The sequence below is a fragment of the Streptomyces sp. NPDC026500 genome, from assembly GCF_055567635.1.
Genome location: NZ_JBVHQB010000025.1, coordinates 59005 through 78135 on the forward strand (window position 1 = coordinate 59005; position 19131 = coordinate 78135).

A 19131-nucleotide genomic window follows, 5' to 3' on the forward strand; every position below is an offset into this window, starting at 1 on the left:
CTCGTACTCAGCAGAACGGGCAACGGGCAGCCGCGCATGGCGATATGTCCTCACTCAGGGTGTCCACGCCCTGGTTCGACGAGACCGGCGGTGAGAGTTCCTGGCTCCCGGGGAGTTTCTTCCCCGATGACAGTGGCGGGACCGCGCCGGATTCGCACCGGCTTCCTCTCATGCCGCCGTACTTGGCTCCGGCAGTCCACCACGGGGTGAGAACGGCCGTCAACTGGCTGTTGACCTGCGGAGGGACAGTGTGCTCAGGCCCACATACGCGTGGGGTGCGGGACGGTGATCCGTCCCGCACCCCACGCGCGGTACTGCTCGGCGCGACCCTGTTCCGGGCCGCTTGTGCCGGGTTACTTGGTGATGATCAGGGAGATGCCGTAGGCCACCGCCGCGGCGCAGGCCGCGAAGCAGACATAGGCGCCGGTGGCCGCCGCGACCGCGGAACCGCCCTGGGCCGACTCCTTCTTGGAGAGGCCGGCGACGCCGAGGGTGAAGAGGGCGACGAGGGCCACGGTCACTCCGAGGCTGACCCCGAAGACGGATCCGAGGGCTGACCAGTCGATGTTCATGCTGTTGCTTCCTTCGGTTCTCAGGCCACGGGGGACGGCGCCGACGGGTTCGCCGTGGGTTCGGCGGGAGCCGGGATGGTGGCCGTGAGGTTCTCGGCCACGGTGCCGGCCGGGGGCGGGGTGACGGCGGCGATGGCCGTGGTCACCACACCGGCGGGCTCTTCGGCGTCGTTCACGTTGGTGTGGTCGATGACCTCGCGGCGCGAGCGGCGCCAGATCGCGAAGCTGGAAGCGACCAGGAAGACGGCGACGAGGGCGGTGCCCCAGGCACCGAAACCGGTCACCCACTCGGCGAGCGCGCCGACCAGGGCGGCGGCGGGCAGCGTGAGGACCCAGGCGACGGCCATCCGCTTGGCGGTGGACCAGCGGACCACACCGCCCTTGCGGCCGAGGCCCGCGCCCATCACGGAGCCGGAGACCGAGTGCGTGGTGGAGAGCGAGAAGCCGATGTGCGAAGAGGCCAGGATGACCGTGGCCGCGCTGGTCTGGGCGGCGAAGCCCTGCTGCGGCTGGAGGTCGGTCAGGCCCTTGCCCATCGTGCGGATGATGCGCCAGCCGCCCAGGTAGGTGCCGAGCGCGATGGCGAGACCGGCGGAGAGGATGACCCAGACCGGCGGGTCCGAGTCGGGAGCGACGGCGCCACCGGCGACCAGGGCCAGGGTGATGATGCCCATCGTCTTCTGCGCGTCGTTGGTGCCGTGGGCCAGCGAGACCAGGCCCGCGGAGGCTATCTGGCCGGCGCGGTACCCCTTCTTGGTGGCCTTGGTGTCGGCGTCACCACTGAGCTTGTACGACAGCCGCGTGGCGAACATCGCGGCCAGGCCGGCGACGATCGGGGCAGCGACGGCGGGCAGAAGCACCTTGCCGACCAGGACGTCCCCGTGCACCGCGCCGGTACCGGCGGAGGCGATGGTGGCGCCGACCAGGCCGCCCATGAGGGCGTGCGAGGAGCTGGACGGAAGTCCGACGAGCCACGTCACCAGGTTCCAGAGGATCGCGCCGACGAGCGCGGCGAAGATCACCTCTGGCTTGATGCCGGATTCATCGACGAGGCCCTTGGAGATCGTGTTGGCGACCTCCACCGAGAGGAAGGCGCCGACAAGGTTGAGGGCGGCGGACATGGCCACCGCGACCTTGGGCTTGAGAGCGCCAGTCGAGATGGTGGTGGCCATCGCGTTGGCGGTGTCGTGGAAACCGTTCGTGAAATCGAACACGAGAGCGGTGACGATCACGATTCCGAGGAGGAGCGTGATGTGTTCCATTTACCCAGGCTTCTGTTGGACGTCAGTGGCAGGTGGACCGTAGGCAACCTGGATGAACGGAAGGTGAACTGAGTCGGGCATCGTGGTGTCTCAAATGGCGAATCGCCCCTCCGCTTGCATCGAGGGGCGACGCCATGAGTTCGAACGGATGCGGAATCTCGGGCTCCGCTTGGGTTGCTAACCCAGGGCGAGTCGCTTGAGTCGGGTCACGGATCCGTTGAAGAGATTCTGGTCACCCGGCAGGCTGCCGCTGTTGTCGTACTGCCAGAAGGTCCACGCGGACCATCCGGCGGGCAGTGCTCCGGTGTCCGCCGAACCGTAGCGGGCCAGCCACAGCGTGTGATCCGCGGCAAATGCCCGGCTGGAACCGGTGCAGGTGTTCCACCAACGCGTTGTGGTGTAAATCACAGGCCGGCGGCCGGTCTCCCGGTGGATCTCGTCGCTGAAGGCCTTGATCCAGTTCGCCATCCCGGCCTTGCTCAGGCCGTAGCACTTGCGCTTGCCGTACGGGTTGTACTCGATGTCCAGCGCGGGCGGCAGCGTCCAGCCGTCCGCGTGCCACGCCCCGCCGTTGTGTACGAAGTACGCGGCCTGCGCGGCGCCGGAGGACTTGTCCGGCACCGCGAAGTGATAGGCGCCGTGGAGGATGCCGGCGTCGCGTGCGCCGTCGTACTGCCGGGCGAAGTAGGGGTTGCGGTAGGTGGTGGACTCGGTCGCCTTCACGTAGACGAACCGCGCGCCCTTCGCTTTCGCGCTCCGCCAGTCCACGTTCTTCTGGTGAGAGGAGACGTCGTGCCCCTTGGTGTTGCCCGCGGCCTCGGCCGGGAGCGCGGTCAGGGTGGTGCCCCCCAGGGTGAGCGCCGCCGCGACGGCGGTCGAGGCGACGCGGGCACGACGACGGAACGATTGGTGATCACGGGCCACATTTCCCCCCGGAAATGGCGACGTGTGCGACAAATCCCCCAGAGGCTACGGGAAGATCCGGCGCCGCCCGTCGGTCCCCGGCCATTCGTCGGCGGGGGCTGTATGGGCCCATATGTACCCTTACGGAGGCTCGGCTTCCGCTCTAAGCTGCGCCCGCCCGAGTGCGTCGGCCGCCGCGCCTGGCAGGATCGCGTCATGACGGAGCGGCACCGGGACGAACGGGACGGGCGGGAGGATCCGCGGATGGCGGACGAGCGCGACGAGCGGGACGAGTCGGCCGCGCGGGACGCGCGGGACGCCCTTCGACCGGCCTGGGACGCGCTGGTCGCGACGGCCCGCCGGACGGTCGCCGACGGGCTGGTCGTCGGTACGTCGGGCAACGTCTCCGTCCGCGTCGGCGACACCGTCCTGGTCACGCCCACGGGCGTGCCCTACGACCGGCTGACGCACGACGACATCGTCGGTGTAGGCCTCGACGGCCGGCAGGTGATCGGTTCGCTGCGGCCGACCAGCGAACTGCCGATGCACCTCGCGGTGTACCGGGTGACCGACGCGCGGGCCGTCGTCCACACCCATGCCGCGCACGCGACGGCCGTCTCGGTCCTCGTCCCCGAGCTCCCGCTGATCCACTACATGGCCGCAGACCTCGGCGGCCCGGTCCGCGTCGCCCCCTACGCGACGTACGGCACGGCGGAGTTGGCCGAGAACATGCTCAGGGCCCTGGCCGACCGCACGGCCTGCCTCCTCCAGAACCACGGCACCATGGCCTACGGAGCATCGCTGGACCAGGCGTACGACCGCACGGCCCAGCTGGAATGGATGTGCCGCGTCTGGCTCCTGTCCTCCTCGGTCCCCGGCCTCGCGCCCGCCCTGCTCTCACGGGAGCAGCTCGACGAAGCGGGGGAGCGGCTGCGGGGGTACGGCCAGAAGCGGTAGGGCCGCAAAGTGGCAGAGGGAGAGACAGAAGAGGCAGGAGCAGAGGCAGAAGTAGAGGCGGAAGAGGCAGGAGCAGAGGCAGAGGTAGAGGCGGAAGAGGCAGAGGCGGAGGAGGCAAGGCGGACGGCCCGCCCGCTGTCCGCCGTGCCCCGGTCGCCGGATCCGCCCCGTGGGCGGGGTTCGGTGAGCGCCGGCCGTCACCCTTGGAGGCTCTCCCGCTGGCCGATGGCCGAGTCCCCCGGGAAACTGGTCGAGTGCGCATCCTAAGAGCCACGGCAGCGGCCGTCACCGTAGCCATAGCCGCAGGCGCGGCCTCCGTGGCGGCAGGCCGGTTCGCCAGCGACGCCGCGCTGAAGACCAGGCCCGGCAAGCCCCTGCCCACCGAGCCCCGGCTCACCGTGCACGCCACGACGGCGGGCGGAATCACCCTCACCCGGGCCCTCGCCTCCCGGCGCCCGGGAACCTACGGCCTCGCGGGCGACGGCTGCCACGCGGTCGTCGGCCCCCTCCAGAACTCCGTCCCGCACACCGCCGACACCGTCGTACGCCGACTGGAACGCGTCACGCACGGCTCCCTGGAACCCGGCGACAAGGTGTGGCTCACCCCGAACCTGTACGTCGGCGACCCCGGGTCCGCCCTCGGACTCGAACACGCCGACGTCGACGTGCCCGGCGAACTCGGCGCCCTGCCCGCCTGGTTCGTGCCCGCCGTCCGTGACACCTGGGTCATCACCGTGCACGGCCTGGGCGCCACCCGGGAACACCCCATGAACGTGATGGAGTTCCTGAACAGCCGGCACTTCCCCGTGCTCGACCTCGCCTACCGGGGCGACCTGGGGGCACCCCGCCCCCCGGACGGCCTGAACCACCTCGGCGAGACCGAGTGGCGCGACCTCGACGCGGCGATCCGGTACGCCGTTCGGTACGGCGCCGAGCGGGTCGTCCTGTACGGCTGGTCCACCGGCGCCACCATGGCGCTGCGCGCCGCCGCCCACTCCGCGCTGCGCGAGCGGATCTCCGGGCTCGTCCTGGACTCGCCGGTCCTCGACTGGGAGACCACGCTGCGCGCCCTCGCCGGCGCCCGCCACACCCCGAGCTTCCTGCTGCCGCTCGCCGTGCGTGCCGCCCAGGGCCGTACCGGTGTACGCGGAGAACGCATCGCGCACGCCGCGCATCCCGGCCAGCTCAAGGTGCCGACCCTGCTGGTGCACGGCCCGGACGACACCATCGCGCCCTGGGGGCCCTCCCGCCGCCTCGCCGCGAGCCGCCCCGACCTGGTCACCCTCTACACCGTCCCGAACGCCCCGCACGGCGCCATGTGGAACGCCGACCCGGCGAGCTACGAAGAAGCCCTGCGCCGCTTCCTCACCCCCCTGATGTAAACCGTCCCCCTTCTGAGCCATCCCCGATCCAGGCCACGGCACTGCGCCGAGGCGGTCATCGCACTGCGCCGAGACGGCCGCCGCACTGCGCCGAGACGGCCACCGCATTCCGCCGATTCGGACCGGCGCGAACCCCCGCGCCTCAACAGCGCCCTTCCCCGGCGCGCGCCCGCGGCCGAGCCATCGCGCGCCGGAGCGAAGACGTCGCGCGCCCCGGGAGCGAAACCGCCGCACATCCCCGGAGTGAAGCCCGCGCGCGCTCCCGGTGTGGGCGGGCCGCCCGGTGGCCCCGAGGCTCTGCGCGAGGTGCCTCGGGCGACGCGAAGGCGCACTTCCGGTTCGGTCCCGAACAACTCCGCGCCGCCCTCTTTCCCGCGTGTCGGGCACCCCGAGAAGGGCCCGCTCCCACCGCCCCCGTGGCCTGCGACGGCATTCCGTTTGGGTTTTCGGACTGTCAACCGCAAGACTGCACCCGTGACGTCCCGTAACCCGCGCGACTCCAGGCTCCGACTCGTCAGCCCGCGGTCCCTCGCGGCCGCTCCCCGAGCGGTGACCCAGCGCCGCACGCGCCGCCCCGCACCGCGACCGCCGGAAGGCACACCGCCGCCCGCGGAACTCGCCCACATGGCACGCACCGGCCTGTCCGACGCGGCGCGCGTCGCGCGCTGGGCCGACGCCGCCCTGCGCCCGGGGCGCGACGGCGCGAAGCCCGGCGGCAAGGGCGCCCTCTCCGACGCCACCGCCGAACGGGCCGCCGCGGATCTCGGACTGACCCCGGTTCAGGTCCGCGCCGACTGGGACACCGCCCGCCTGGCCGGCCTCATCGAGGTGCACGGCGACACCGCCCGCCCGGGATGGCGGCTGCGCGCCTGGAGCCGCGACGACAGCGCGGTCCTGCGCGGCTGGGTCGCCCTCTTCGACGCCTGGTCCCTCGCGTACCCCGGGCCCATGGACCGCGAGCCCGCGGCCGTCGCCGAGGTCGTCTCCGCGATGCCCCAGGTGCTCTCCTTCCTTCAGCTCTCCGCCGGGCCCGTCCCCGTGGACCAGCTCCTCGACCTCCTCGGGCAGCGCGTCACGGAACTGCGCACCGAGCGCTGCGAAATCCCCTACGGCCCCGAGCCCGAGCCCGCCCCGCAGCCCGCCGACGTCCCGGACGCCCCCCTCGCCCCCCTCCTCGAGTGGGCCCTGCACGCCCTCGCCTCCGTCGGCGCGCTGACATGCGGCGAAGGACAGGCCACCCTCACCCCGCTCGGCAGCTGGGCGGTCTGGGTCAAGCTGGAGCAGATCTGCGTCGCCGCGCAGAGCCCCGCCGGGAACATCGAGCAGTCCGCGGAGGACATGCTCCGCGGCTGCGCCCAGCTCCGCCCCAACGCCGCCCGCGCCGAGTACCGCGCCTGGCTCGCCGCCCGCCCGGTCGGCGGCGCCGTCACCGAACTCATCGACGCCGCCCGCGGCGAGGACGCCCTCACCCGCGGCCTCGCCTTCGAGGCGCTGCGCGTGGTCGGCGCCCCCGCCGAGCCCGATGTGCGCGCCGTCGTCGAAGAAACCCCGCTGCGCCCCTACGCCCTGCTGTGGCTCGCCGAGCACGACGGCTACGACCCCGAGGACGCCCACGAGGTCCTCACCCGCGCCGAGTCGACCTGGCTGTGGGTCGACACCGCGGCCGCCGTCGCCGACCACGGCGAGGCCCCGCTCCTCGTCCGTCATCTGGAGTCCGCGGTGCAGCCCACCGTGCCCGCGCTGCTCGACGAGGTGCGCGCGGTCGGGCACCCGCGAACCGTGCAGGTGCTGGTCGCGCTCGCCGCAGCCCACCCGGACCCGGCCCTCGCCAAGGCCGTACGCCGGGCCGCCTTCCAGGTGCACACCGGGGGGAGCTGAGCGGGGGAGCCGGCCGGGGGAGCCTGCCGGGGCCAGGCAGGGGCCGCCGCCCGGCCGGGTTCTACGCGCCTATCTCCGGCGCGTAGGTGCCGAAGCTCCAGATGTTGCCCTCGATGTCGCGGGCCATGTAGTCCCGCGAGCCGTAGTCCTGGTCGGTCGGGGCCATCAGGATCTCCGCGCCGTGGTCCACGGCCCGCTGGTGGTGTGCGTCGACATCGTCCACGACGATGTACACCCCGCACGGGCCCGCGCTCTTCATCGCCTCGTCGAAGCGGCCGCCGCGGCCCTTGGAACCGAGCATCACCGCGCCGTTGCCCTGCACCAGCTCGGCGTGCATGACCGAGCCGTCCTCGCCCTCGTAGACGGACAGCTCGGTGAAACCGAACGCCTCCGTGAGCTGCCTGATCGCCGCCTTCGCGTCGGTGTACAACATCGAGGGATAGATGCTCGGGCGCCCGCCGTTCATGCCAGCCATACCGATCACTCCGTCTCGTCACACACTGCCGGATTCCGATCCGCTGCCCAGTCTGGCACCGGCCACTGACAACGCCCCGCGGCCCGGAATCCGGCCACCGCCGCGGGACCGGGCCCGCCACCGCGGTACCCCGGCCGGGCGTCCGGCACGGCTCCGCTCACCGGAACGTGTTGCACTGCGCCATGTCGCCGCTGGTGAAGCCGTGGTAGAACCACTGCTGCCGCTGCCGGGCGGAACCGTGCGTCCAGGTCTCCGGGGTCACCCGGCCCTGGTACCTCGACTGGATCCGGTCGTCGCCGACGGCCGCCGCCGCGTCCAGGCCGTCGCGGATGTCGGCGTCCGTCAGCGTGGTCAGCAACGGCTTGCCCGTCGACGAGGAGGGCGTGGTGGTCGCGTGCCGCGCCCACACCCCCGCGTAGCAGTCGGCCTGGAGCTCCACCTTCACCGAGTTGCTGTTCGCGCCGGTCACGCCGTCCTGCGACCGGGCGAGCGTGCCCATCAGGTTCTGCACGTGATGCCCGTACTCGTGCGCCACCACATACGCCTGCGCGAACGGTCCGCCGCCGGCGCCGAGCGTCGTACGAAGATCGTCGAAGAAGCCGAGGTCCAGATAGACCTTGCGGTCGCCGGGACAGTAGAAGGGCCCGACGGACGACGACGCGGTGCCGCACGCGGTGTCGACCCGGCCGCCGAAGAACACCGTGGGGGCGCGGGTGTAGGTGCCGCCCCTGCGCGCGAACTCCCGGGTCCAGTAGGCCTGGACGCTGTCGACCACGGCCACGGTCCGGCAGTCCTCCTGGGCGTTCGCGTCCCGCCCCGTCCGGCAGGTCTGCTGCATCTGCGCGAGGGAGGCGGCGGTCGTCCCGGGCTGTTCGCTGCCCGAGGAGAGCCCGAGCTGGTCGGGGCCCACCCCGACGAGCAGTCCGACGACCAGGGCGATCAGGCCGGCGAGGCCGCCGCCGATGGCCGCCCTGCCGCCGGGGATTCGACTGCCGCGCACATCCCGCACCTCGGAGGTGTCCAGATCGGCGTCGTCGTCGAACTGCATGGGCACACCACTTCCCGCCGTACGTCGCTCCGTGGCGCCATCCTCATACGCTCCCGGACCCGCGGCTCCGGCCCGAGGTCCGAACGGGCGACGCCCGCACCGGGCCGCCGCGTCCCGAGCGGATCCGCCCGCCCGGTCGTGCGGCCCACGCCGCCTGCGCCGGCCGGACCGGCGAGAATCATCACAGCGGGACCGGCGAGATCATCGCCGTGGACGACCGTGACCGGATCACCCCGCGCCGCGCCCCTGGGCATCGAGCAGGCGCCGGACAGGTACCGAGCCGGCGCCGTGCGGCGGGGCGAGTGTCACAGTGCGCGACGCCCGCACACCGGAAAAGTGCTTGCACCGCCCCGTTAGACTTGGCCCATGGCCATTCTCCTCGCGCATTAGACGGCGGGAACGTCCTCAGCCGTCCACCCCGCCAACGACCCTGCCCTGGAGTCTGTCCGTGATTTCCGCCTCCGGTATCGAGCTGCGCGCCGGCGCCCGCATCCTCATCGAGTCCGCCACCTTCCGCATCACGAAGGGCGACCGCATCGGCCTGGTCGGCCGTAACGGCGCGGGCAAGACGACCCTCACCAAGGTCCTCGCGGGCGAAGGCCAGCCCGCCGCGGGCGCCGTTGCCCGCTCCGGCGAGGTCGGCTACCTGCCGCAGGACCCGCGCACCGGCGACCTCGACGTCCTCGCCCGCGACCGCGTCCTGTCGGCCCGCGGCCTGGACGTCCTGATCCGCAAGATGCGCGAGAACGAACAGCGCATCGCCAACGGCTCGGGCGCCACCCGCGAGAAGGCCATGCGGCAGTACGAGCGCCAAGAGACGGAGTTCCTCACCAAGGGCGGGTACTCCGCCGAGGCCGAGGCCGCCACCATCGCCGCCGCGCTCAACCTGCCCGACCGGGTGCTCGGCCAGCCCCTGCACACGCTCTCCGGTGGTCAGCGCCGCCGTATCGAGCTGGCCCGCATCCTCTTCTCGGACGCCGACACCCTGCTGCTCGACGAGCCGACGAACCACCTCGACGCCGACTCGATCGTCTGGCTGCGCGACTACCTGAAGAGCTACCGCGGCGGCTTCATCGTGATCTCCCACGATGTCGACCTCGTCGAGACGGTCGTCAACAAGGTGTTCTACCTGGACGCCAACCGCGCCCAGATCGACGTCTACAACATGGGCTGGAAGCTCTACCAGCAGCAGCGCGAGGCCGACGAGAAGCGCCGCAAGCGCGAGCGCCAGAACGCCGAGAAGAAGGCCGCGGCACTGAACGCGCAGGCCGACAAGATGCGCGCCAAGGCCACCAAGACGGTCGCCGCCCAGAACATGGCCAAGCGCGCCGACCGACTGCTCGCCGGCCTGGACGCCGTCCGTGTCTCCGACAAGGTCGCCAAGCTGCGCTTCCCCGAGCCCTCGCCCTGCGGCAAGACCCCGCTCATGGCGGAGGGCCTGTCGAAGTCGTACGGCTCCCTGGAGATCTTCACCGACGTCGACCTGGCCATCGACAAGGGCTCCCGCGTCGTCATCCTCGGCCTGAACGGCGCCGGCAAGACGACCCTCCTGCGTCTGCTCGGTGGCGCCGAGAAGCCCGACACCGGAGAGGTCATCGAGGGCCACGGCCTCAAGCTCGGCTACTACGCGCAGGAGCACGAGACCCTCGACCCCGAGCGCACGGTCCTGGAGAACATGCGCTCCGCCGCCCCCGACCTGGACCTGGTCGAGGTCCGCAAGACGCTCGGCTCGTTCCTGTTCTCCGGCGACGACGTCGACAAGCCGGCCGGCGTGCTCTCCGGCGGCGAGAAGACCCGGCTCGCGCTCGCGACCCTCGTCGTCTCGTCCGCGAACGTCCTGCTGCTCGACGAGCCGACGAACAACCTCGACCCGGCCAGCCGCGAGGAGATCCTCGGCGCGCTGCGCACCTACAAGGGCGCCGTCGTCCTCGTCACCCACGACGAGGGCGCCGTCGAGGCGCTCCAGCCGGAGCGGATCATCCTCCTGCCGGACGGCGTCGAGGACCTGTGGGGCTCCGACTACGCCGACCTGGTGGCCCTCGCCTGAGCCCGTGCGCGGCCTCCGGGAGGGGTCCGCGCCGCGTGATCGAATGACTGATCCACTGCGTATGGATCATTCGGCCGATCCGTGATCCATCATCTGTGTGAGATCTCCTCGTACCGAGGTGTGTCGTACATCGATTTCACGGCCGAGTCCTTTGTTCCCAAGGACTCGGCCGTTCTGCGTCGCTGACCAGGCACTTCGCGGAGGAACCCGTTCGGGTGTACGGACGGCACCGGCCGGAATCACAGATTCCACTCGTGGGGACGGGCTCCTGTCGTCAAAACCTTGTCTTACGGACCTTGCCGAATGGGTGGCCATGACGCCCGGAAGGGGTGATCATGAGAGTCCAGAGCGCACTTCCCATGAGGAGGACCGGGTGGCCGAGACTCTGAAGAAGGGCAGCCGGGTTACCGGCGCCGCGCGCGACAAGCTCGCGGCAGACCTGAAGAAGAAGTACGACTCCGGTGCGAGCATCCGAGCGCTGGCCGAAGAGACCGGCCGCTCGTATGGCTTCGTGCACCGGATGCTCAGCGAGTCGGGTGTCACGCTCCGAGGGCGTGGCGGAGCGACGCGGGGCAAGAAGGCCGCCTCGGCCTGAGGCCGGGCGTCCCATCGGCTTCGGTGGTGACCACCCGGTCGGTCGGGTGACCGACCGGGTGGTTACTGTGCAGTCACTTAGGTGCGTTCCTCGTGTCTTCGCGGGGTGCGCGTCTGATCCGACCGCACCCATCGGAGGCACCCCATGGCTTCGTTCGACAAGGATCTCGACCCGGTACTCGACAAGGACGGCGTACGGCTCATCGTCGACGGCGCGATCGCCACGGTGACGCTGACCAATCCGGCCAAGCGCAACGCCCAGAGTCCTGCTCTCTGGCGGGCCTTGACGCAGGCCGGGCGGTCATTGCCGGGCTCCGTCCGGGTGGTCGTCCTGCGCGCCGAGGGCCAGTCCTTCTCCGCGGGGCTCGACCGGCAGGCGTTCACGCCCGAGGGCTTCGACGGGGAACCGTCGTTCATCGACCTCGCGCGCGGCTCCGACGCCGAGCTCGACGCGACCATCGCCGAGTACCAGGAGGCATTCACCTGGTGGCGGCGCAGCGACATCGTCTCCATCGCCGCCGTCCAGGGGCATGCCATCGGTGCGGGGTTCCAGCTCGCGCTCGGCTGTGACCTGCGTGTCGTCGCCGACGACGTGCAGTTCGCCATGCGCGAGACCAGCCTCGGTCTGGTGCCCGACCTCACGGGGACGCACCCGCTGGTCAGCCTCGTGGGATACGCCCGCGCGCTCGAGATCTGCGCCACGGGCCGCTTCGTCCTGGCCGAGGAGGCCGAGCGCACCGGGCTCGCCAACCTCGCCGTGCCCGGCGAGCAGCTCGACGCCGCGGCCCGCGACCTGGCCGCGGCACTGCTGGCCGCGCCGCGGGACGCCGTGATCGAGACGAAGGCCCTGCTGCGCGGGGCACAGGAGCGGTCGTACGAGGAGCAGCGCACCGCCGAGCGAGCCTCCCAGGCGCGCCGGCTCCGCGACCTCGCGGGCGTGGGGGACTAGACACCCCCTGAGGGCGCTGAGGCCCTGAGGCTGGACACCCCCGAGACGGACTCCTGACTCCCTAAGGACGAGCGTCCTGGCTCACGGCGGTCACCAGTACCGCCACGGACGGGGCGTCCCGTGCGGCCTCCGTGATCGCCGTCCTGACCGCCCGTGCCACATCCACCGCCCGCTCGTCCGGGGAGACCGCCAGTTCGACCCGGATGTGGCGGCGCGGCAGGGCTGGTTCCGTGGCGGGCGTGGTCTCGACGTGGACCGGTCGACCCAGCGCGCCCGTCAGACGGGTCACGCCCGGGACGGCCAGCGCGGCCGCCGCGATCCGCGACTGCTCGGGGTCCTTCGGCACGACCGCCTTCCGCACGTCGTCGGCCCGCCCGGCGTTGGACGCCTCCGGTGGGCCGTCGGCCGGAACGGCGTCGGCCTGCGGCTCCTGTACGTCGTCTGCCGAGACGGCGGTGGGCCTCTCCTGTACGTCGCCTGTTGGGACGGCGGTGGGCCTCTCCTGTACGTCGGCGGCCGGGACGGCGGTCCGTGTCCCCCGTACGTCGGCGGCAGTGGCCTGCGTCTCCGGTACGCCGTCTGCCGGAACGGCCGCGGGCGCCTCGCGCTTCTCCTCCGTCGGGAGGGCGGTGAGTGTCTCGTCCTCCTCCAGCAGGTCCGTCACCTGCAGGTCCACCTCGGTGACGTCGAGACCGAGCCGCTGTGTCGCCGCGGTGGCCAGGGTCAGGCGCAGCCGGGCCGCGGTGGTCGGGAGGGGTTCGACGCCCGGGGACGTGGGATCCGCCGAGGCCAGGAACTCCGCGGTGACGCGCAGCGGGCCGGGCGGCAGCGCACTGGGCGGGGGCGGCACCGCGGGCGTGCCGGTCCGGTCCGGATCGGCGAGTGCGATCCGGAGCGCGCCGAGCCGCACACCGGCCACACCGGCCGCCGCACGCCGCAGCACCGACTCGGCCGCCTCTTCCGTGATCCACGCGCCGTCGCGCGGAAGGCCCAGCGGCAGGAGTCTGCCGAGCCCGAGCTGATGCCGTACCACTTGCGTCCACCGGTCCGCCGTCATCACTCCAGCCTGCCCCATCCACGGCGCGCGACCGCGCGACCCGACCTACTGTGAGCAGAGGAGGACGACCGAAAGGGACGTACGGCAATGACCGACATGACCGAGCGGAACCGGACGGACAGCCCCGACATCGAGAAGGAGAGCCAGCAGACCCGTAAGCCCACCAGGCGCGGCGGTGGAGATCCCGCCACGCGGGGACGGACCACGATCGCCGACGGAGTCGTGGAGAAGATCGCCGGGCTCGCCGCCCGTGACGTGGTCGGTGTCCACACGATGGGCAGCGGGCTGAGCCGGACCTTCGGAGCGGTACGCGACCGGGTGCCGGGCGGTTCCAAGGCCGTGTCACGGGGTGTGAAGGCCGAGGTCGGCGAGCTGCAGACGGCGCTCGACCTGGAGATCGTCGTCGACTACGGCGTGTCGATCGCCGACGTGGCCCGTGACGTACGCGAGAACGTCGTCGCGGCGGTCGAGCGCATGACAGGCCTCGAAGTGGTGGAAGTCAACATCGCGGTGAGTGATGTGAAGCTTCCCGAGGAAGAAGACGAGGAGCCGGAGACGCGACTCCAGTGACCCTCGGGCCACCGGAACGCCCCGGACGCTCCGGACACCGCACCACGAGTGATCACGCGGCCACCGACTGCTGAGGAGCGCATCATGAGCTTGGCCGTGATCGGCATGATCGCCGGAATGGCGCTGGGCTTCGCCGGGTACTTCGGCGGCTTCGGCGCCTTCCTCCTGGTGGCCGCCCTGGGGGCCGTCGGGTTCGTCGTCGGACGGCTCCTGGAGGGGGACCTGGACATCGGCGACTTCTTCCGCGCCCGTGACGACCGGCGGCGGTGACGCGTGCCAGGTCATGTCGACCGGCTCGGTGAGGCACGGCAAAGCCTCGCGACCGTCGCGGCCCCCGAGCGCGGCGCCACCCGGATCGCCGACCGGGTCGTCGCGAAGATCGCGTCGCAGGCGGCGCGCGAGGCGCTGCCCCCGCTGCCCGCCGACGCCGTGCGCCCGCACGCGACGGTCGTCGTGCGGCGGCAGTCGGCCGGCGGCGGAGCGGACGGAACGCCGACGCACAGCGCCCAGGTCCGGGTCAGTCTCGAACTCGGCTATCCCTCCGACATCGGCGCCCAGTGCGGCGAGGTGCGTCGTCATGTCGCTGAGCGGGTAAGGGCGTTGGCGGGAATGGACGTGCCGGACGTGGCTGTCCAGGTGGAGCGGCTGCACCTGGCGCACGGGCCGGGCGCAGCACAGGGGAGGACGCAATGAGCGAGCCCCAGGGCTCCGAGAACACCCGGAAGATGCCCGTACTGGAGAAGCCGGAGAAGGGGGAGGACACGGGCGCGCTCGGGCAGTCCGCCTCCGCGGCCGCCTACGAACCGCTGAACACCGTCGACGACGAGGACGGCCGCCAGGGCCGGTTCTGGTCCGCGCGCCGCATCCCGGCCGGCATCCTCGCCTTCCTGCTCCTCGTCGCCGCGGGCGCCTTCCTGTACGACGTCGCGGCCGTGCGCGCGGGGCGGTCCGCCCTGCGCTGGCGCACGTGGGTGGCCCAGCAGCTCGCCGAACGGCCGCTCGACGACACCGCGGTCCTCGTCGGCGCCGGAATCGCCGCCGCTGTGGGACTCTGGCTGATCGTCCTCGCGGCCACGCCCGGACTGCGGGACGTGCTGCCGATGCGGCGCACCCACGCCGATGTCCGGGCCGGACTGTACCGAGGTGCCGCCGCGATGGCGCTCCGCGACCGGGCCATGGAGGTCGCCGGTGTGCAGTCGGTGCGCGTGCGCGTGAAGCGCCGGAAGGTCGACGTCCGCGCGGTGTCGCACTTCCGGGAACTCGACGACGTGCGCGCCGACCTCGACACCACACTCGCCGACGGCATCAAGGGGCTGGGACTGGCCCGCTCGCCCGCCCTGTCGGTGCATGTCGCGCGCCCCGGACGGAAGGGGTGAGGTCCGTGCTCCGGATCGTCAACCGCGTACTGATCGGCTTCATCGGGCTCGTGCTGCTCGTCCTCGGCGGCTCCGTGTTCGCCGTCGGGCTCGGCGTACGGCCGCCGTCGTGGTGGATCCACGACGGGCGGCACGACGTGCTGCTCAGTAGGGCCGAACGGACCAAGTGGCGGGACCAGGGCTGGTGGTGGCCCGCCGTCATCGCCGCGCTCGCGGTACTCCTGCTGCTCGCCCTGTGGTGGCTGGTCGCCGTCGTGCGGCGCCGGCGTCTTGCCGACGTGCTCGTCGACACCGGCGACGGCGCGGGCGCGCTGCTGCGCGGCCGGGCCCTGGAGGGCGTGCTGGCCGCCGAGTCGGCCCGGCTGGGCGGCGTCGACCAGGCGCACGTCCATCTGACCGGCCGGCGCAGTCTGCCCGAGGCGCGCGTGCGGCTCCTGCTGGAACCGCATGTGGACCCCGGGCACGCGCTGCATCTGCTCACCGTGGAGGCACTCGCGCACGCACGGGACTCGGCCGGCCTCGCCGCGCTCCCCGCCGAGGTCCGCCTGCGCGGCGTCAAGCACCGCGCGGAGCGCGTGACCTGAGCGGCACGCGCTTCCGGGACGGCCCTTTCGGTGACGGATTCACCTGTTCCGGGGAGGGCCCGCCCTGCCGGGCGTACGCGCCTCAGCGGCCTCGCCGGGCTCCGCGTGGAGGTGCGGCTGCGCGGGGTCAAGTGCCGCGCGGGGCGCGTGACCTGAGTCGGCGCGCGCTGCCGGGCAGGCCCTGGCGCGGCCTGCCGGTCCCGCCGGTCTCAGCGGCCTCGCCGCGCTCCGCGTGGAGGTCCGGCCGCGCAGGGTCAAGTGCCGCGCGGGGTGCGTGAGGTGAGCGGCGCGAATTTTCGGCGGGACGCCCCCCGGGCCCACCGGCTTCCGGGAGGTCGCGCCGCGGGGCCCACCGGCGCGAGGGCACGCGCCGGGCCCGCCCGTTTCCGGTAGGACGCCCAGTCGTTCTCTCTCGCCGCAGCGGTCTCGCCGTGCTTTGCCCGTGGAGGTCCGGCCGCGCAGGGTCAAGTGCCGCGCGGGGTGCGTGAGGTGAGCGGCGCGAGGTTTCGGCGGGACGCCCTGCCGGGCCCACCGGCTTCCGCGCAGGCCCTGGCAGGCCTGGCGCGGCCTGCCGGGCCCGCCCGTTTTCGCGGCCTCGCCGGGCTCCGGGTGGAGGTGCGGCTGCGCGGGGTCGGACACCGTGCTGAGCCCGGGACCTGCGAGGCGCCCGCTTCAGGGACGCTTCCGGGCGGGCGCCCTGCTGGGTCGACCGGTCTCGGGGCGGGCGCACTGCCGGGCCGTCCGTTTCCGCGGCGGCCCGGGTGGGCTCAGCCGCTTCCACGGGCGGGCCCGGTGGCCGGGTCTAGAAACCGCTTCGCATCCCGCCGTCCACCGGCACCATGATGCCCGTGAGGTACGACGCCGCCGGGGAGAGCAGGAACGCGGCCGTCCGGCCGAACTCCTCCGGGGTGCCGTAGCGGCGCAGCGGGATGCGGGACTCGTTGGCCGCGCGGGTGGCCTCGGGGTCGGCGGACAGCCCGTCCAGTTCGCGGACGCGGTCCGTGTCGATGCGGGACGGCAGCAGTCCGACGACGCGGACGCCGCGCGGGCCCAGCTCGTCCGCGAGGGACTTGGCGAAGCCCGCGAGGCCCGGACGCAGACCGTTCGAGATGGTCAGCCCAGGGATCGGCTCGTACACCGAGCCGGAGAGCACGAAGCCGACGACACCGCCCTCACCGAGCTCCGCGGCGGCCGCGCGGGCCAGCCGTACCGCACCCAGGAAGACCGACTCGAACGCCGTCGTCCACTGCTCGTCGGTGTTGTCCGCGACGAAGCCGGGCGGCGGTCCCCCGACGCTGATCAGGATGCCGTCGAAGCCGCCGAAGTGGTCACGGGCGGCCGCGATCAGCCGGGCCGGGGTCTCGGCGGAGCCGTTGTCGGCCGCGACCCCGACCGCGTTCGCGCCGAGCGCGGAGGCGGCGTCGGCCGCGCTCTTCGCGTCGCGCCCGGTGACGACCACCTTGGCGCCGTCGGCGACGAGTTCACGCGCGGCGGCGTTGCCCAGGCCCCGGGTGGCTCCCGTGACGACGTACACACGATCCTTCAGTCCAAGATCCATGGCCCCATCCTCCCCTATCCCGGTGGCGTGACCTCTTCCGCTTCCCCCGCCTTCTCGACGCCGAACAGGCTGAGGGCGGACACCACCAGACCGATGTGGCTGAAGGCCTGCGGGAAGTTGCCGAGTTGGCGGCCCGCGACGGGGTCGTACTCCTCGGACAGCAGTCCCACGTCGTTGGTGAGGCCGGTCAGCCGCTCGAACAGCTCGCGCGCCTCACGCGTACGGCCCGTCATGTGCAGTGCGTCCGCGAGCCAGAACGAGCAGACGATGAAGGTGCCCTCGCCGCCCGGGAGCCCGTCGACGCCGGTCTTCGCGGCGCTGTAGCGGCGCACCAGGAAGCCGTCGGGGGCGAGTTCCGCGCGGACCGCCTCGATCGTGCCGACCACCCGTGGATCGTCGGGGGGCAGGAAACCGACCCGCGGGATGAGCAGCAGGGAGGCGTCCAGCTCGGGCGAACCGTAGGACTGCGTGAAGGTGTTCCGCTCGGCGTCGAAACCGCGCTCGCACACCTCCCGGTGCACGTCGTCGCGCATCGCCCGCCAGCCCTCCAGGTCGCCCTCGAGCGTCGGGTCGTCCTCCAGGGTGCGCACGGCGCGGTCGGCGGCCACCCAGGCCATCACCTTCGAGTACACGAAGTGCCGACGTGGGCCGCGCACCTCCCAGATCCCCTCGTCCGGCTGCCGCCAGGCGACCCGCAGGAACTCCATCATGGCGCACTGCACCCGCCACATGTGGGGTCTCGACGGCAGGCCCGAACGCCGGGCGAGCGACAGCGAGTCGATGACCTCGCCGTACACGTCGAGCTGCAACTGCTCCACTGCGCTGTTGCCGACCCGGACGGGCGCGGAGCCGGCGAAGCCGGACAGCCACGGAATCTCGTACTCCTGCAGTCGGCGCTCTCCCGAGAGGCCGTACATGATCTGCAGGTCGGCCGGGTCGCCCGCGACCGCGCGCAGCAGCCAGTCGCGCCAGGCCTCGGCCTCCTCGTGGTAGCCGGCCGCGAGGAGCGCGCCGAGGGTGAGCGTGGAGTCGCGCAGCCAGCAGTAGCGGTAGTCCCAGTTGCGGACGCCGCCGAGTTCCTCGGGCAGCGAGGTGGTGGGGGCGGCCACGATGCCGCCGGTCGGCGCGTAGGTGAGGGCCTTGAGGGTGATCAGGGAGCGGACGACGGCATCCCGGTGCGGACCGTCGTAACGGCAGCGGGCCGCCCACGCCCGCCAGTCCTGGACGCTGGTCTCCAGCGCCTCGAAGGGATCACAGAGGGGCGGCCGGGGGCGGTGCGAGGGGTGCCAGGTCAGGACGAAGGCGACCTTCTCGCCCTCCGCCACGGTGAACTCGGAGTGCGTGCGGAACTCCTTGCCCCAGGTGTGCACAGGCGGTTCGCTGCGCAGCCACACCGAGTCCGGCCCCGCGACCGCCACCCGGTGGCCGTCCGCGCGGCGCATCCACGGCACGACCGAGCCGTAGTCGAAGCGCAACTGGAGCAGACCGCGCATCCGGACCCGGCCGCTGAGACCTTCGATGATGCGTACGACATCGGGGGCGTGCTCGCGCTGCGGCATCAGGTCGGTCACCCGGACCGAGCCCTCGGCGGTGTCCCACTCGGTGTCGAGCACCAACGTGTCGGGGCGGTACGCGCGCCGGGTGCACGCGTCCGCACCCTCGGGCGCGATCCGCCAGTGTCCGTTGTTCTCGTCGCCCAGCAGGGCCGCGAAACAGGCTGCCGAGTCGAAGCGGGGCAGACACAGCCAGTCGACGGAGCCGTCGCGGCCCACCAGAGCGGCGGTCTGTTCGTCCCCGATGAGCGCGTAGTCCTCGATGCGTCGGTCCACGCTGGACGGGTTCCCGACCGGGGCGAACGTCAATCGGGCCGCCGGAGTGGCGTGCGCGCCCGCGGCGAGGCGGGACGGGACGGAACGGGG

General features: G+C 72.4%; 19 protein-coding genes and 1 riboswitch. Of the genes, 11 read left to right on the forward strand and 8 right to left on the reverse strand.

The window, feature by feature from the left end; genetic code table 11:
• Positions 1-75: 75 nt before the first annotated feature.
• Positions 76-216: riboswitch (cobalamin riboswitch) on the reverse strand.
• Positions 217-353: 137 nt separating this feature from the next.
• The 3 genes from ACZ4N5_RS34620 to ACZ4N5_RS34630 form a co-directional block, all read right to left on the reverse strand.
• Entirely contained in the window at positions 354-572 is a 219-nt protein-coding gene (locus tag ACZ4N5_RS34620; protein WP_328556277.1) for a hypothetical protein, read from the reverse strand.
• A gap of 20 nt (positions 573-592) precedes the next feature.
• The gene (locus ACZ4N5_RS34625; RefSeq protein WP_467760995.1) at positions 593-1834 is read right to left on the reverse strand and encodes an inorganic phosphate transporter; all 1242 of its coding nucleotides are present in this window, start codon (positions 1832-1834) and stop codon (positions 593-595) included.
• A 177-nt stretch (positions 1835-2011) separates the two neighbouring features.
• Positions 2012-2758 (reverse strand): lysozyme, encoded by a 747-nt coding sequence (locus ACZ4N5_RS34630; protein WP_467760996.1) that lies wholly within the window; start codon positions 2756-2758, stop codon positions 2012-2014.
• 195 nt (positions 2759-2953) lie between these two features.
• Here ACZ4N5_RS34630 and ACZ4N5_RS34635 point away from each other — a divergent pair, with 195 nt between their 5' ends.
• The 3 genes from ACZ4N5_RS34635 to ACZ4N5_RS34645 all read left to right on the forward strand — a co-directional run bounded on the left by ACZ4N5_RS34635 (position 2954) and on the right by ACZ4N5_RS34645 (position 6954).
• Positions 2954-3694, forward strand: coding sequence for a class II aldolase/adducin family protein (locus tag ACZ4N5_RS34635; protein WP_467760997.1), 741 nt, complete (start codon positions 2954-2956; stop codon positions 3692-3694).
• Between the two features lie 254 nt (positions 3695-3948).
• Positions 3949-5076 carry an alpha/beta hydrolase family protein gene (locus tag ACZ4N5_RS34640; RefSeq protein ID WP_467760998.1) on the forward strand — a complete coding sequence of 376 codons (1128 nt, stop codon included), beginning with the start codon at positions 3949-3951 and terminating at the stop codon, positions 5074-5076.
• Between the two features lie 474 nt (positions 5077-5550).
• The gene (locus ACZ4N5_RS34645; protein WP_467760999.1) at positions 5551-6954 is read left to right on the forward strand and encodes a hypothetical protein; all 1404 of its coding nucleotides are present in this window, start codon (positions 5551-5553) and stop codon (positions 6952-6954) included.
• Positions 6955-7015: 61 nt separating this feature from the next.
• On the opposite strand, the gene ACZ4N5_RS34650 is transcribed toward ACZ4N5_RS34645, so the two are convergent.
• Together ACZ4N5_RS34650 and ypfJ are read right to left on the reverse strand one after the other, a co-directional pair.
• Entirely contained in the window at positions 7016-7429 is a 414-nt protein-coding gene (locus ACZ4N5_RS34650) for a VOC family protein (RefSeq protein WP_355843733.1), read from the reverse strand.
• A 157-nt stretch (positions 7430-7586) separates the two neighbouring features.
• Complete coding sequence (ypfJ, locus tag ACZ4N5_RS34655; RefSeq protein ID WP_467761000.1) at positions 7587-8477, reverse strand: KPN_02809 family neutral zinc metallopeptidase; 891 nt, start codon at positions 8475-8477, stop codon at positions 7587-7589.
• A 448-nt stretch (positions 8478-8925) separates the two neighbouring features.
• Here ypfJ and ACZ4N5_RS34660 point away from each other — a divergent pair, with 448 nt between their 5' ends.
• The 3 genes from ACZ4N5_RS34660 to ACZ4N5_RS34670 all read left to right on the forward strand — a co-directional run bounded on the left by ACZ4N5_RS34660 (position 8926) and on the right by ACZ4N5_RS34670 (position 12067).
• Complete coding sequence (locus ACZ4N5_RS34660) at positions 8926-10524, forward strand: ABC-F family ATP-binding cassette domain-containing protein (RefSeq protein WP_467761001.1); 1599 nt, start codon at positions 8926-8928, stop codon at positions 10522-10524.
• A 373-nt stretch (positions 10525-10897) separates the two neighbouring features.
• Positions 10898-11119 carry a helix-turn-helix domain-containing protein gene (locus tag ACZ4N5_RS34665; RefSeq protein ID WP_006123601.1) on the forward strand — a complete coding sequence of 74 codons (222 nt, stop codon included), beginning with the start codon at positions 10898-10900 and terminating at the stop codon, positions 11117-11119.
• Between the two features lie 144 nt (positions 11120-11263).
• Positions 11264-12067, forward strand: coding sequence for an enoyl-CoA hydratase/isomerase family protein (locus tag ACZ4N5_RS34670; protein WP_467761002.1), 804 nt, complete (start codon positions 11264-11266; stop codon positions 12065-12067).
• Positions 12068-12128: 61 nt separating this feature from the next.
• On the opposite strand, the gene ACZ4N5_RS34675 is transcribed toward ACZ4N5_RS34670, so the two are convergent.
• Positions 12129-13124, reverse strand: coding sequence for a nucleopolyhedrovirus P10 family protein (locus ACZ4N5_RS34675; protein ID WP_467761003.1), 996 nt, complete (start codon positions 13122-13124; stop codon positions 12129-12131).
• Positions 13125-13211: 87 nt separating this feature from the next.
• Here ACZ4N5_RS34675 and ACZ4N5_RS34680 point away from each other — a divergent pair, with 87 nt between their 5' ends.
• The 5 genes from ACZ4N5_RS34680 to amaP all read left to right on the forward strand — a co-directional run bounded on the left by ACZ4N5_RS34680 (position 13212) and on the right by amaP (position 15654).
• Positions 13212-13694 carry an Asp23/Gls24 family envelope stress response protein gene (locus ACZ4N5_RS34680; RefSeq protein WP_467761004.1) on the forward strand — a complete coding sequence of 161 codons (483 nt, stop codon included), beginning with the start codon at positions 13212-13214 and terminating at the stop codon, positions 13692-13694.
• Between the two features lie 84 nt (positions 13695-13778).
• Positions 13779-13964: a hypothetical protein gene (locus ACZ4N5_RS34685; protein WP_266757222.1), complete on the forward strand. Its 186-nt coding sequence runs from the start codon at positions 13779-13781 to the stop codon at positions 13962-13964.
• A gap of 3 nt (positions 13965-13967) precedes the next feature.
• Positions 13968-14387, forward strand: coding sequence for an Asp23/Gls24 family envelope stress response protein (locus ACZ4N5_RS34690; protein WP_467761005.1), 420 nt, complete (start codon positions 13968-13970; stop codon positions 14385-14387).
• Positions 14384-15070 carry a DUF6286 domain-containing protein gene (locus ACZ4N5_RS34695; protein ID WP_467761006.1) on the forward strand — a complete coding sequence of 229 codons (687 nt, stop codon included), beginning with the start codon at positions 14384-14386 and terminating at the stop codon, positions 15068-15070. Before ACZ4N5_RS34690 ends, ACZ4N5_RS34695 begins: the two co-directional genes overlap by 4 nt.
• Before the next feature lie 5 nt (positions 15071-15075).
• The gene (gene amaP, locus ACZ4N5_RS34700) at positions 15076-15654 is read left to right on the forward strand and encodes an alkaline shock response membrane anchor protein AmaP (protein WP_467761007.1); all 579 of its coding nucleotides are present in this window, start codon (positions 15076-15078) and stop codon (positions 15652-15654) included.
• A gap of 802 nt (positions 15655-16456) precedes the next feature.
• Here amaP and ACZ4N5_RS34705 read toward each other — a convergent pair.
• Positions 16457-17212 carry an SDR family oxidoreductase gene (locus tag ACZ4N5_RS34705; protein ID WP_467761008.1) on the reverse strand — a complete coding sequence of 252 codons (756 nt, stop codon included), beginning with the start codon at positions 17210-17212 and terminating at the stop codon, positions 16457-16459.
• A gap of 14 nt (positions 17213-17226) precedes the next feature.
• The gene (locus ACZ4N5_RS34710; protein ID WP_467761009.1) at positions 17227-19041 is read right to left on the reverse strand and encodes a glycoside hydrolase family 15 protein; all 1815 of its coding nucleotides are present in this window, start codon (positions 19039-19041) and stop codon (positions 17227-17229) included.
• Positions 19042-19131 lie beyond the last annotated feature (90 nt).

Bases quoted from the DNA above. Each gene is read 5' to 3' on its own strand.
- ACZ4N5_RS34620 (WP_328556277.1), bottom strand. From the start codon at position 572: ATGAACATCGACTGGTCAGCCCTCGGATCCGTCTTCGGGGTCAGCCTC.
- ACZ4N5_RS34625 (WP_467760995.1), bottom strand. From the start codon at position 1,834: ATGGAACACATCACGCTCCTCCTCGGAATCGTGATCGTCACCGCTCTC.
- ACZ4N5_RS34635 (WP_467760997.1), top strand. From the start codon at position 2,954: ATGACGGAGCGGCACCGGGACGAACGGGACGGGCGGGAGGATCCGCGG.
- ACZ4N5_RS34650 (WP_355843733.1), bottom strand. From the start codon at position 7,429: ATGGCTGGCATGAACGGCGGGCGCCCGAGCATCTATCCCTCGATGTTG.
- ypfJ (WP_467761000.1), bottom strand. From the start codon at position 8,477: ATGCAGTTCGACGACGACGCCGATCTGGACACCTCCGAGGTGCGGGAT.
- ACZ4N5_RS34670 (WP_467761002.1), top strand. From the start codon at position 11,264: ATGGCTTCGTTCGACAAGGATCTCGACCCGGTACTCGACAAGGACGGC.
- ACZ4N5_RS34675 (WP_467761003.1), bottom strand. From the start codon at position 13,124: ATGACGGCGGACCGGTGGACGCAAGTGGTACGGCATCAGCTCGGGCTC.
- ACZ4N5_RS34680 (WP_467761004.1), top strand. From the start codon at position 13,212: ATGACCGACATGACCGAGCGGAACCGGACGGACAGCCCCGACATCGAG.
- ACZ4N5_RS34685 (WP_266757222.1), top strand. From the start codon at position 13,779: ATGAGCTTGGCCGTGATCGGCATGATCGCCGGAATGGCGCTGGGCTTC.
- ACZ4N5_RS34695 (WP_467761006.1), top strand. From the start codon at position 14,384: ATGAGCGAGCCCCAGGGCTCCGAGAACACCCGGAAGATGCCCGTACTG.
- ACZ4N5_RS34705 (WP_467761008.1), bottom strand. From the start codon at position 17,212: ATGGATCTTGGACTGAAGGATCGTGTGTACGTCGTCACGGGAGCCACC.